This is a genomic window from Streptosporangium sp. NPDC020072 (genome assembly GCF_040631445.1).
Classification (GTDB): Bacteria; Actinomycetota; Actinomycetes; order Streptosporangiales; family Streptosporangiaceae; genus Streptosporangium.
In genome coordinates, this window is sequence record NZ_JBEYAB010000007.1 from 286,137 (window position 1) to 298,235 (window position 12,099).

The 12,099-nt window shown below is 69.1% G+C and carries 14 protein-coding genes; 10 read left to right on the plus strand and 4 right to left on the minus strand.

Annotated features, from left to right (window positions below; translation table 11 throughout):
- The first annotated feature begins 358 nt into the window (after positions 1 to 358).
- On the plus strand, positions 359 to 1,654 hold the full coding sequence (gene hemL, locus ABZ470_RS18915) for a glutamate-1-semialdehyde 2,1-aminomutase (RefSeq protein ID WP_362912487.1): 1,296 nt from the start codon (positions 359 to 361) through the stop codon (positions 1,652 to 1,654).
- 393 nt (positions 1,655 to 2,047) lie between these two features.
- Here hemL and ABZ470_RS18920 read toward each other — a convergent pair whose 3' ends face one another.
- On the minus strand, positions 2,048 to 2,827 hold the full coding sequence (locus tag ABZ470_RS18920; RefSeq protein ID WP_362912489.1) for a thioredoxin domain-containing protein: 780 nt from the start codon (positions 2,825 to 2,827) through the stop codon (positions 2,048 to 2,050).
- 30 nt (positions 2,828 to 2,857) lie between these two features.
- Complete coding sequence (locus ABZ470_RS18925; protein ID WP_352010934.1) at positions 2,858 to 3,340, minus strand: vitamin K epoxide reductase family protein; 483 nt, start codon at positions 3,338 to 3,340, stop codon at positions 2,858 to 2,860.
- Between the two features lie 518 nt (positions 3,341 to 3,858).
- On the opposite strand from ABZ470_RS18925, the gene ABZ470_RS18930 reads away from it, so the two are divergent.
- From ABZ470_RS18930 to ccsB, 7 genes are all read left to right on the plus strand, one after another.
- The gene (locus ABZ470_RS18930) at positions 3,859 to 4,143 is read left to right on the plus strand and encodes a hypothetical protein (protein ID WP_362912492.1); all 285 of its coding nucleotides are present in this window, start codon (positions 3,859 to 3,861) and stop codon (positions 4,141 to 4,143) included.
- Between the two features lie 232 nt (positions 4,144 to 4,375).
- Entirely contained in the window at positions 4,376 to 5,320 is a 945-nt protein-coding gene (locus ABZ470_RS18935) for a LysR family transcriptional regulator (RefSeq protein WP_352010932.1), read from the plus strand.
- A 219-nt stretch (positions 5,321 to 5,539) separates the two neighbouring features.
- On the plus strand, positions 5,540 to 6,178 hold the full coding sequence (locus tag ABZ470_RS18940) for a histidine phosphatase family protein (RefSeq protein WP_352010931.1): 639 nt from the start codon (positions 5,540 to 5,542) through the stop codon (positions 6,176 to 6,178).
- Between the two features lie 56 nt (positions 6,179 to 6,234).
- The gene (locus tag ABZ470_RS18945; RefSeq protein WP_352010930.1) at positions 6,235 to 6,816 is read left to right on the plus strand and encodes a TlpA disulfide reductase family protein; all 582 of its coding nucleotides are present in this window, start codon (positions 6,235 to 6,237) and stop codon (positions 6,814 to 6,816) included.
- Complete coding sequence (locus ABZ470_RS18950) at positions 6,806 to 7,552, plus strand: cytochrome c biogenesis protein CcdA (protein WP_352010929.1); 747 nt, start codon at positions 6,806 to 6,808, stop codon at positions 7,550 to 7,552. The genes ABZ470_RS18945 and ABZ470_RS18950 overlap by 11 nt, the downstream gene beginning before the upstream one ends.
- Positions 7,552 to 9,150, plus strand: coding sequence for a cytochrome c biogenesis protein ResB (locus ABZ470_RS18955; protein ID WP_362912495.1), 1,599 nt, complete (start codon positions 7,552 to 7,554; stop codon positions 9,148 to 9,150). The genes ABZ470_RS18950 and ABZ470_RS18955 overlap by 1 nt, the downstream gene beginning before the upstream one ends.
- Positions 9,140 to 10,108, plus strand: a complete 969-nt coding sequence (gene ccsB, locus ABZ470_RS18960; protein WP_362912497.1) for a c-type cytochrome biogenesis protein CcsB — start codon at positions 9,140 to 9,142, stop codon at positions 10,106 to 10,108. The genes ABZ470_RS18955 and ccsB overlap by 11 nt, the downstream gene beginning before the upstream one ends.
- 69 nt (positions 10,109 to 10,177) lie before the next feature.
- Here ccsB and ABZ470_RS18965 read toward each other — a convergent pair whose 3' ends face one another.
- Positions 10,178 to 10,480: a PLDc N-terminal domain-containing protein gene (locus tag ABZ470_RS18965; protein WP_352010926.1), complete on the minus strand. Its 303-nt coding sequence runs from the start codon at positions 10,478 to 10,480 to the stop codon at positions 10,178 to 10,180.
- A 114-nt stretch (positions 10,481 to 10,594) separates the two neighbouring features.
- On the opposite strand from ABZ470_RS18965, the gene ABZ470_RS18970 reads away from it, so the two are divergent.
- Positions 10,595 to 11,431, plus strand: coding sequence for a hypothetical protein (locus ABZ470_RS18970; RefSeq protein WP_352010925.1), 837 nt, complete (start codon positions 10,595 to 10,597; stop codon positions 11,429 to 11,431).
- Positions 11,432 to 11,441: 10 nt separating this feature from the next.
- Positions 11,442 to 11,681 (plus strand): hypothetical protein, encoded by a 240-nt coding sequence (locus ABZ470_RS18975; protein ID WP_352010924.1) that lies wholly within the window; start codon positions 11,442 to 11,444, stop codon positions 11,679 to 11,681.
- Between the two features lie 133 nt (positions 11,682 to 11,814).
- Here the strand turns inward: ABZ470_RS18975 and ABZ470_RS18980 are convergent, their stop codons facing one another.
- The gene (locus ABZ470_RS18980) at positions 11,815 to 12,054 is read right to left on the minus strand and encodes a BldC family transcriptional regulator (RefSeq protein WP_184711992.1); all 240 of its coding nucleotides are present in this window, start codon (positions 12,052 to 12,054) and stop codon (positions 11,815 to 11,817) included.
- Between the last annotated feature and the right edge of the window lie 45 nt (positions 12,055 to 12,099).

Consider the following 12,099-nt stretch of genomic DNA (forward strand, 5'->3'; position numbering starts at 1 on the left):
GCCGACACTCCTCACGCTTGGCGCCGGTAAAGCACAAGATCAAACTCTTCACGCCCGAGGTTGGCGCGCCCGAACCATGTCTCTTTGATCCGCCTGGCGGCGGTAAGGTACAGGCCGGAACTCTTCACGCACCGCGCCGGACGGTCGGGGTGAAGCCCTGCACTTCTGGCATAGGGGCTTTTCGCGCTGGGGTGCCGAGGGCAGGGTTTCTGCACGCTGAGTAATTGTGGTGTCCGGAGCGGACCCCTATCCGGCCAGGGACGGTGCTCCTACCGTGGCCTTTCGCAGGTTGAGGCCCGGGGTGGGGGTTGGGATGCCCTGGGGTGGGGGCTGGGCCTGTCGTGGTTACGCTGGGGGCGTGAGCCTTACTGAGAAGTCCGAGGACCTGTTCGCCCGTGCCCGCGAGATCGTCCCTGGAGGGGTGAACTCTCCCGTCCGCGCCTTCGGCGCCGTCGGTGGTACGCCCCGGTTCATGGCCTCGGGGCAGGGGCCGTACATCACCGACGTGGACGGTAACCGCTACGTCGACCTGGTGTGCTCCTGGGGCCCCATGATCCTTGGGCACCGGCACCCGGCCGTGGTCGAGGCCCTGCAGGAGGCGCTCGCGGCCGGGACCTCGTTCGGTACGGCCACGCCCGGCGAGGTCGAACTCGCCGAGGAGATCGTCTCCCTCGTCGAGCCCGTGGAGAAGATCCGCCTCGTCAGCTCGGGCACCGAGGCCACGATGTCGGCCGTACGGCTGGCGCGGGGGTTCACCGGCCGGGCGAAGATCGTCAAGTTCGCCGGCTGCTACCACGGCCACGTGGACGCGTTGCTCGCCTCCGCCGGGTCGGGACTGGTCACCTTCGGGCTGCCCGACACCCCCGGTGTCACCGGAGCGTCGGCCGCCGACACGGTCGTGCTGCCGTACAACTCGGTCGAGGCCGTCACCGAGGCCTTCCGGGAGTTCGGCGACGAGATCGCGTGCGTGATCACCGAGGCGTGCCCGGCCAACATGGGCGTCGTCCCTCCGCTGGACGGCTTCAACGCCAAGCTGCGTGAGCTGTGCACCGCCCACGGCGCCCTGCTGATCCTCGACGAGGTGCTCACCGGCTTCCGGGTCTCCGAAGCCGGGTGGTACGGCCTCGACCCGGTCGAGGCCGACCTGATGACCTTCGGCAAGGTCATGGGTGGTGGCCTGCCCGCCGCCGCCTTCGGTGGTCGTGCCGACGTGATGGCCAATCTCGCTCCCGAGGGGCCGGTCTACCAGGCGGGCACCCTGTCGGGGAACCCGCTGGCCTGCGCGGCGGGCCTGGCCACCCTGCGTTCCTGCGACGAGGAGGTCTACGACCGCGTCGACGCCGCCGCCCTGATCATCGGCCGTGCCGCCTCCGACGCCCTGGCCGCGGCCGGGGTGCCGCACCGCCTGCAGCGTGCGGGCAGCCTGTTCTCCATCTTCTTCACCGAGGACCAGGTCACCGACTTCGCCGGTGCGCAGACCCAGAACACCGCCGCCTACCGGGCGTTCTTCCACGCCATGCTCGACCAGGGCGTCTATCTGCCTCCCTCGGCGTACGAGGCGTGGTTCCTCTCCTCCGCCCATGACGAGGAGGCCCTCTCCCAGGTGGTCGAAGCCCTCCCCGCAGCCGCCAAAGCCGCAGCCCAGGCCTTCTGAAGCCGTCGCTCGGACCTGCCGACCCGAAACACCTCGGCCTGGGTGTGCCCCCGCCCCCAGGCTGAGAGGTTCCCCGGGTGCCCCGACGCCAAGTCTGAAGAGCTCCGCCCCAGACGCCCCGGCATCAGAAGTGAAGAGTTTGGTCTTGTGCTTTACCGGTGCTGTGTGTGAGGGGTTTTCGGTTCGGGCGCGCCGGTGCTTGGACTGAGGAACGCAGGAGCGCAGCGACGGAGTGACGAGGGAAAGCGCCGGCTCGAAGCGCCCGGACCCGCGACGCCGAAGGCGGCGCAAGGAGACACAGCGACGAGGGAAAGCGCCGGCCCGGAGTGCCCGGACCCGCGACGCCGAAGGCGGCGCAAAGAGTCACAGCCCGCGCCGCCGAAGGCGGCGCAATTATTTCGCGCTCAGGATCTGCTCCAAGCTCTCAGGAGTGGAGAGGAGTTCGTTGACCTGTTCGGCGGTCAGGTCCTTGCCGTTGAGGCGGAGGGTCGGGGTGCTGTTGACCTTCTGCTTCTGGGCGTATTCGGTGGCCTTGTCGACGTCGGCCCCCATCTCCAGGCCGGTGACGCACTTGTCGAACCCGGCGTCGTAGAAACCGAGGTCCCGGGCCCAGTTGAGCAGGTCCTTGTTCTCGAAGCCGTTCTGCCCCTCGACCGGCTGGTTGGCGTACAGCGTCTTGGCGTAGGAGGCCCACTTGTCGGGCGGGGTGCACAGGGCGGCGTTGGCGCCGCGCCGGGAGACCGACGGTACGGGTTCGGGGTGGGCGGGGGCCTGGAAGAGCTGGAACGGCCGGAAGATCACCCGGGCCTTGCCCTCCGCGGCGGCCTTGTAGATCGCGTCGCCGGCGCTGTCCTCAAGCTTCTTGCAGAAGGGGCACTGGAAGTCCTCGAAGATCTCCAGGGTGGGGGCGGTGACGCCCTCCTTGGCCATGAGGATCGAGCCGTCCTCCTGGCGTGTGGTCGGAGCCAGCGGCCCGGTGTAGGCGACGGCCTTCTGGTCGCTCTGACCGGCGTTGTTCTGCGCGACGACGACCGCGACCACGATGACCGCCGCGGCGGCTATGCCACCGAGGACGCCCAGCAGCAGTTTCCGCTGCCTGTCCTTGGCGGCCTGCAGCCTGCGCTCCTCGGCGACGCGCTCCCTGGCTGACTGCCGCCGGGCGTTCTTGCTCATGAGGACTCCTCATCGATATCGCTGCGGCGGTCAGACCGGCTGGCCCGCCCGCCGGTATTCGTCGGTCACGACGCATCCGAAAAGCGCCACGGTTATCACGTGTACGGCCGTGCACCACAGGCAGATCTTGCCGAGGACGAGCAGTTCGGCGCTCACCAGGTAGACCACGAAGAGCACGCCGACGATCACGCTGCCGAGCCGTACCCAGCGGATGAGGGGGGAGGCCGAGCGCCAGGCCCACGGGGTGGTCAGCACCGTGATCGCGGCGAAGAACAGCAGGCCGAGCACGGGTACCGGGATGCCCAGCAGTTCGGAGTAACTGCTCGACGTCACCGAGGCGCAGTCGATCGTGGAGTTCTCCGCGCACACGAGGGGCACCGCGGTGTCGTAGTGGGCGAGGGTCAGGTAGGCCGAGACCGCCAGGCCCATGACGCTCAGCAGGATCGTCGCGACGAGGAACCAGCGCGGCCGTTCCGGTGCTCGACCGGGGTGCGGGTGAACGTCTGTGGCCATGGGGTTTCCTATGGAGGTTCCGGCTTCGCGTCGCCGTGCGGGACAGAGGCGAGGCTAGAACAAAGGGCGTAAGAGGGCGGTAAGGGGCTTGGTAGTGCGTCTTTGGTGCTCATGGGGATCTGTCGGGTCTGAGCGACGATAGCCGGGACAGGCTTTCCCGAAGTAGGGGACAAAGTCCTTGGAAAGACCCGGAGCGGTTTTCCTTTCGTGATTTCTACGGTTCGGTGGGGACTTTTCGGTGTGGGGAGTGGTTGTGTTCCTCCCGGAAGTGGGGGTTGTGAGAAGTCGAGGGTGGCGGCGAGGATCGGGCAGGTAGCCTGACGGAGTCGGTCGTGGGGCCGTGCCGGTGACTCCCCAGGGCGGTGCCCGAGGGGAGACGCGCCGGACGGCCGTGCATGTGCCGGTGTGGTGTCATGGGCGGCCTACCATGATCATCGGAGATACGTGGTAGACGGTCGCCCTTCGGATCGATCATCGTCCCCCGATTGGAAAAGCCTGTGACCGAACGAGGAACGTATGTGCTGGGCATTCCCACCGCCGCGGGCGGCAAGGTGGTGTTGCCTTTCCTGACGGGGGAGCAGGCGGAGCGGGTCAGGGCGTCGTTCGCGGACGTCGCCCAGGCCGCGGCCCAGGTGAAGGAGAGGCCGATGGGAGCGACGCGCCCCTGTGGCAACTGTGAGGGAAACGGCCACTATTACGAGACCCGTGAGACCAAGACCGCCGCGGGCGGGACGGTGGTGACCCAGGTCGAGATCACCTGCCGTCCCTGCAAGGGGAGCGGGCAGGTCAGCGCCAAGGGCTGAGGTCTCCGTTCTTCGGTCCCCGTACGGCCTCCGGGGGCGGCGGCCGTACGGGACCTGATGCCGCAAAACCACCCAGGTGTCGCGAAGTCGTACGGGTGGCTTGAAAGGGTATGAACGAAGGCGATGGGCCGGGCTGGGCGAAGGTGTGATGGATTCGGCGACTTTCGTCCCTGTTCGTGCTTTTTCTTTAGTAAAGGGAGCTTTTTCTGCTACGGGCGTTTAGAGTTGCTACATGCTGGATCTCAACCGCCTCAAAGCTCTGCACGCCGTGGCCGTGTACGGATCGGTCGGTGCGGCGGCCGACGCCCTCATGGTGACCCCGTCCGCCGTGTCTCAGCAGCTCGCCAAGCTCGAACGGGAGACCGGCGCGACGTTGCTTGAGCGCAACGGGCGCGGGGTCCGGTTGACGGACGCGGCCGGGTTGCTCGCCGACCACGCCGAGCGCATCCTCGCGCTGGTCGAGACCGCGGAGGCCGACTTCGAGGCGCTGCGGGGAGCGGTCGTCGGCAGGTTGAGCATCGGGGCGTTCCCCACGGCGGCGCGGGGGCTGCTGCCCGCGGCGCTGTCCCACCTGCAGCGGCGCCACCCCGACCTCAGGCTCCAACTGCACGAGCGGGAGCCGGAGCGTCAGCTCCGTGAGGTGAGCAGGGGTGAGCTCGACCTCGCGGTCGTCCAGGACTGGATGAACCGGCCGCTGGCCGTTCCCGAGGGGCTCTCCAGGGCGATGCTCTTCGACGACGTCGCCGACGCGATCCTGCCCTCGTGCCATCCGCTGGCCGACCGGCAGGAGATCGAGCTCTCCGAGCTGTCCGGCGAGCGATGGATCAGCTCCTCGCCCGGTACGGTCTGCCGCGACTGGCTCGTCTACACGCTGCGTTCGGCCGAGCTCGAACCCGACATCGCCTGCATGGCCGACGAGTATCCGACCCACCTCGCCCTCGTCGCGGCCGGGCAGGGCTGCGCGATCGTCCCCCGTCTCGGCCGCGACTTCGTGCCCGAGGGGGTGCGGATCGTCCCGCTCAGGCCGCGTCCCACCCGGAAGATCTACGCGCTCTGGCGCACCGACGCGGCCCGCCGCCCGGCGATCAGGGCCGCGGTCGAGGCGCTCAGGCTCGCCTCCGAGCCCCACTGCCCGGCGGGTACGGCCGATCCGGTCGGGGAACCCGTCGAAGGCTGAGTGCACGGGCCGGGCGCCTCGGTGACCGGCCCGTGAACAGGTGTCCCATATCGGCCACAGATCGGCCGTGGAACGGTGAGATCATGCACGAAGCACCGGAAAACGCCGCTAAACCCGGAAGTCGACTGTCTTCGGCGCTGGCGTCGTCCGGGCGGCACAGCCACACTGGTCCATCTATGCGCCCTATTCATCCATACCTGTCGGTAGGCTGGCGGCACCATGGCTGAGACGACCGTCGTTCACCTCCTGCGCCACGGTGAGGTGCACAACCCCGCGAACATCCTGTACGGCAGGCTCCCCGGATACCACCTGTCGGAGACGGGAAAGCAGATGGCCGAACTGGTCGCCAAGTCCGTCGCGGGACGAGACGTCACGGCCCTGTTCTCCTCCCCTCTGGAGCGGGCCCAGGAGACCGTCGCTCCGATCGCCTCCTCCTTCGGCCTTGAGGTCACCCTCGACGAACGTCTCATCGAGGCGGAGAACATCTTCGAAGGCGTCTCGGTCGCCGGGGGCAATGGCGTCTTCCGCAGCCCGCGCCACTACCGTCACCTGTGGAACCCGCTGCGTCCCTCCTGGGGAGAGCGCTACACCGACGTCGTCCGGCGGATGAAGAGCGTGATCGACACCGCCAGGGACGCGGCGCGCGGTCACGAGGCGGTGCTGGTCAGCCACCAGCTGCCGATCTGGATCATCCGGCTCGCGGCCGAGGGCAGGCGGCTGCCGCACGACCCCAGACGCAGGCAGTGTTCGCTGGCCAGCCTCACGAGCTTCTCCTTCGAGGGCGACCGGCTGGTCAGTGTCGGATACAGCGAACCCGCGGGCGCGCTCGTCGGGCGCCCTGCCGTACCGGGCGCCTGACCACGCCGGTAGAGTGACTGCTCTACCGGTTGTAGTACAGGAAGACTCAGCCCCTGATGCGCGCAAAACCCTTCGCCGCCGTGCTGCTCGTGGCCGTGTCGATCGTCACCGTGGCCGGATGTGCCGGTAACCAGGGATCGCAGCCGCAGAGCGGGGACACCCGCTTCGTGCCGGGTGACGGCAAGATCACCACGTTCGAGGCCGCCGGCCGCAAACCGGCTCCAGCCGTCGAGGGCGAGACCCTCGACGGCAAGACCGTCTCCCTGGCCTCGTACAAGGGCAAGGTCGTGGTGCTGAACTTCTGGGCCGCCTGGTGCGCGCCCTGCCGCTCTGAGGCGCCGGTGCTCAAGGACATCGCCGCCAAGACCAAGGCGTCGGGCGTGGAGTTCCTCGGCATCGACTTCAAGGACCGCAAGGCCGAGGCCCAGGCCTTCGAACGCAGCCAGCAGCCCGGATACCCCAGCATCTTCGACCAGCCGGGCCGGATCGCGCTGTCCTTCCACGGCACCGTGCCCCCGGCCGCGATCCCCTCGACGCTGGTCATCGACCGCCAGGGCCGGATCGCGGCCCGTGCCCTCGGCGCCGTCAAGTACAACGACCTCCTCGACGTGGTCACCAAGGTCGGCGGTGAGCACTGAGGTGGGAACCGACCTGACCGCGACGGTCGCGAGCGGGTCGCTGCTGCTGGCGTTGCCGATCGCGGTGGCCGCCGGCCTTGTCTCCTTCCTGTCGCCCTGCGTGCTGCCACTGGTGCCCGGCTACCTGTCGTACGTGACGGGGATGAGCGGTGACCCGAGGCGCGGCCGGATGGTCGCGGGCATCGGGCTGTTCGTGCTCGGCTTCGCGCTGGTCTTCGTGGCGGGCGGGGCGATCTTCGGGAGTCTCGGCGAGGCGCTGGCCGACAACGCCGCGATCATCACGCGGGTGCTCGGCGTACTGACGATCGTGCTCGGCCTGGCGTTCATGGGAGTGCTGCCCGGTCTCCAGCGTGACCTGCGCATCCACCGGATTCCAGCCGCAGGGCTGGCCGGGGCGCCGCTGCTCGGCGTGGTCTTCGGCCTCGGCTGGACCCCCTGCATCGGCCCCACCCTGGGTGTCGTGCTCACCCTGGGACTCACCGAGGGCAGCGCGGGGCGGGGAGCCCTGCTGGCCTTCGCCTACGCGCTCGGCCTCGGACTGCCCTTCCTGGTGGCGGGGCTGGCATACCGTAGGGCACTGCACACGTTCAAGGCGGTTCGCCGCCATTCGCAGCTGATCACCCGGATCGGCGGGGCCATGCTGGTCGCCGTCGGCCTGCTGCTCGTCACGGGACTCTGGGGAGAGCTCGTCGCGACCATGCAGGGGTGGATCGGCGGATTCGAGCCGGTGATCTGATGGAGGAAGTCAAGCAGGCCGAGCCTGGCCGTACGGCCGGGCGGCGCGAGCCGGACGGGGACGAGCGGGCCGTACGGCCGGGCTCGTTCGGCGTGGTCGCGTGGGCGCGCTGGTTCTGGCGCACGCTCACCTCGATGCGCACGGCCCTGATCCTGCTGTTCCTGTTCGCCCTCGCCTCGGTCCCGGGGTCGATCTGGCCGCAGCGCGGCGTCTCCGACGCCAAGGTCTCGCAGTACTTCAGCGACAGTCCGGCCCTGGCCGAGTGGCTCGACCGGCTGTGGCTGTTCGACGTGTTCAGGGCGCCGTGGTTCGCCGCGATCTACCTGTTGCTGTTCCTGTCCCTGATCGGCTGTGTGCTTCCACGTGCCGCGACGCACCTGCGTGAGCTGCGGAAGAAGCCCCCGGCACCGCCGCGCAACCTGCTTCGGCTGCCGCAGAACGCCTCCTTCGAGGGTGACCTGACCGTCGAGGAGGCGGCGAAGCGGCTGCGCCGGATGCGCTTCCGGGTGGTCACCGGGCCCGGCTGGGTCTCCGCCGAGAAGGGCTACCTGCGCGAGACGGGCAACCTGATCTTCCACGTCGCGCTGCTCGGCCTGCTCGTCGCGGTCGGCGCGGGCGCCCTGTACGGCTACCGCGGCAACGTGCTGGTCGTCGAGGGGGAGGGCTTCGCCAACACGGTCGCCGCCTACGACCGCTACATGCCCGGCCAGCAGGTCAGCGCCGAGTCGCTCGAACCGTTCTCCTTCACCCTTGACGACTTCCAGGCCACCTACATCGCCCAGGGTGAGCGGCGTGGCCAGCCGCTCGACTTCGAGGCCAGGCTCAAGGTCACCGAGGCCCCCGGCGCCGGACAGCGCGACTACACGCTGAAGGTCAACGACCCGCTGGACGTCAACGGCACGCTGACCTACCTCATCGACCACGGCTACGCCCCCACCTTCAAGATCACCGATGGCAGGGGGCAGGTCGCCTTCGACGGTCCCGTGCCGTGCCTGGTCGTCCAGCCCGCGACGTTCACCTCCGAGTGCGTCATCAAGGTGCCCGACGCCCAGCCGGAGCAGCTCGGCCTCCTGATCGGCTTCCTGCCGACCACGGTGCCGATGAACGGTGAGTGGATCTCGGTCTTCCCCGGCGCGGCCAACCCGACCGCCCAGGTGTACGGCGCGTTCGCCGGGGACCTCGGGCTGCGCAACGGCAGGCCGCAGTCGGTCTACGAGCTGGACCCGACGAGCCTGAAGAAGATGAAGCCGCTGGTCATGAAGGCCGACCCGCTGGCCGTCGGCAAGAAGCTCGACCTGCCGAACGGTATGGGGTCGATCGAGTTCACCGGGCTCAGGCAGTGGATCGCACTGCAGATCACCCACGACCCGGGCCGGATGCCCGCGCTCGTCGCCTCCGCGCTCTCGGTGATCGGCCTGGTGCTCTCGCTGACCGTCCGCCGCCGCCGGGTGTGGGTGCGGATCGGCGACCGGCAGGAAAAGGACAGTGGACACGTCGAGATCGGCGGTCTCACGCGCACCGAAGGCAGCGATTTCAGCGAGGAGTTCGCCGGGATCGTCGCCGCTTTGAATCCAGGAGTGAACAACGATGCCCGTTGAGGTCGATGTCGGCCTCGCCACGCTGAGCGACCAGCTCACCCTGGCGACCGTGCTGCTCTACATCGTCGCGATGATCGGCTACGCCCTCGACCTCGGCTTCGGCCGGGTCAGAAGCACCGCGAAGGCCAGGGCCGCCGGTGAGCCCGCGCTCGTCACGGTCGGCGGGGACGCGGGGGGTGTCTCCCAGGACACCCCCCGGGACGAGGCGCCCGAGGAGAAGGCACCGCCCGCCTGGGCGCTGCGGGCGGCCCCGGTCGCGCTCGCGCTGACCTGGCTCGGCTGGGCCGCGAACCTGGCGGCCATCCTGACCAGGGGCTGGGCCATCGGCCGCTGGCCGTGGGGCAACATGTACGAGTTCGTGGTCGCGATGTGCTTCGCGGCGGTGAGCGCGTTCCTGTTCATGCACCTGCGCTACCGGAACCTGTTCCTGGGGGCCTTCGTCACGGTCGCCGCCGCCCTCGGGCTCGGCTTCGCCGTACGGTATCTGTACGTGCAGGCCGGTCCCGTCGTGCCGGCGCTGAACTCCTACTGGGTCGCCATCCACGTGTCGGCGGCGATCATCGCCAGCGGCCTGTTCATCATGGCGGGCGTCGCCGGTGTCCTCTTCCTGGTGAGGAAGGACAGCGCGGTCCGGCTGCCGTCCCGGCAGGACCTGGAGCGGGTCGCGCACCGCGCCATCGTGGTCGGCTTCCCGATCTGGACGTTCGCCGTCATCGCGGGCGCCCTCTGGGCGGACAAGGCGTGGGGACGTTACTGGGGCTGGGACCCCAAGGAGGTCTGGGCGTTCATCACCTGGATCGCCTACGCGGCCTACCTGCACGCCCGCGCGACCGCGGGGTTCAGGGGCAAGGCCGCGATGATCGTGCAACTCATCGCCTTCGCCTGCCTGATGTTCAACCTGGTCGGGGTGAACATCTTCCTCGGCGGTCTGCACTCCTACGCCGAGGTTCCCGGCTGAGACCGGTCCTTCCCGCCCGTCAGGAGGGCGGCCGTGCCGTACCTCCTGGCGGGCTTTCGCATGTGCTGTTCACTCCTCGTCACGCAGCCGCCGCTCCAGGTCCCTGAGGAACTCGGGGTCGTCGTCGGGGCCCCTGGGGGCCTCGCGACGCACGGGCCTGTGGTCGTCGGGGGGGAGCGTTCCCCTGGCCCCGGAGACGCTCGGCCTGCCGAGCAGGAGCCAGAACACGCCGCCCGCGACGGGCAGCAGCAGCACGATGATCACCCATAGGAGCTTGGGCAGGTTTCTGGCGTCCTCGTCCGGCGTGGTGATCGCGTCGAACAGGCAGTAGAGCCAGAAGGCGAGTATCGCCAGACCGACAAGCAGGGGCATGCCCGAACTGTAAGCCATTCGGCGGCAGGGTGCGGTCGTGGCCCCGATCCGGGTGACTGACGGGGGCCCACGCCGTACGGTGGAGCCTGTTGCCACTTCCTCCTGGGGCGTGTGATGGCGAATTCGGCGGACAAGGGCCGTCATCGGCGGCGCTGGTGGCAGCGGAGCCTGCCGCAGCGCACGGAGAGTGTCGCAGGGAGAGCGGTCCGTGACGCGCCGCTCGCGCCGGAGTGGCGGATGGGCGCCGTCACGGCGCCGGTGGTCGACCGCCCGCAGTACACCTGGCGGGACTTCGAGCTCGACGACGAGCGGCCGAGGGCCATGCCGAACCCTCCGGACGCCCCCGGGATGGGCGACGGCCTACGGCACTGCGGGCGGCTCGAACGCATCCTGCACCGCCAGTGGGACGCCGACCAGGGGCCGCCGTCCGCGGACGCCGTACGGGCGGTCGAGAGCCTGGCCAGGCTGCCCGACATCCTCAAGAGGAAACTCGCCGAGGGGCTCGACGGCATCTACGTCGGCGCGGGCGGGGTGCCCGACCTGGACGACATGGGCTATCTGCGGGGCGCGCCGCTGCCCTCGGGCCGGGCGACCTGGGACATCTGCGCGGGAGCGTACGGCGACCGCAAGATCGTCGTGGGGGACCGGCCCTCGCCGACTCCGGACGTGATGATGCACGAGGTCGGGCACGCCCTGGACGACGTGGACGCTCCCCACGGAGACTGGGTATCCGACTCTCCCGAGTTCGCGGCCCTTTATGAGAGATGCGTCCCTATGCTGGCCTCCGGGTTCCACCTTCAGTCGGGCGATCTGGGGCGTAAGGAGTTTTTCGCTGACGCCTTCGCCGCGATCGTTTCGCGGCAGCGTCCGGCCCTGGTGGACATGCTCGGCGGTAACACGAGGCTGGCGCTCGATGTCATGTTGTTCTTCAACCGGCGTTACGGAATCTAGGTGATCTGGGATGTACGTCATCCGGCTCGCTGACGGAACGCTGCGCGTGCCGCAGACTCTGTCCAGTGATGACGGGCGTCTGATCGGCAACGCGTACGTGGAACTGCTACCGGGAGATCCGGACTACGACCGGTGGCTGGCGGAGGCGTTCACCGAGGAGGAACTCGCCGAGCGCAGACGGCGCTGGCTTGAGGAGAACGACGATCTGGAACGTGAGTTCCTGGCCTTCAAGGCCGAACAGGACGGCTGAGGTCCCTGGGGACGCCCCGGGTGGGGGCGGGGTTGCGGCTCGGGGGGTGCGAGCCGTACGACTCCATCGGTGACCCTGCGGCTTTCCGGGTGGGGGCCCCGTAGGACCACCGATGGTGTGACGTCATAAGTCGTCAGACACGCGGTGCGTCGCCTGCCGGCCTTTCGGCCGTCAAGACGTCTTCCCCGCGCAGAAGGGCGTGCACTTCCGACTCGCGGAACCGCCGATGCCCTCCGGGGGTACGGATGCTGCTGATGCGGCCTGCCGCGGCCCAGCGTGTAACCGTCTTTGGGTCGACCCGGAAGAGGGCGGCAACCTCTCCGGGCGTCAGCAGACGCTCGCTGCTACTCTCCACAATCTCTCCCCCTCGCATCCCGCTTCCTGCCAGCGGGCGGACAGGTAACCAGTGTGCCGAGCG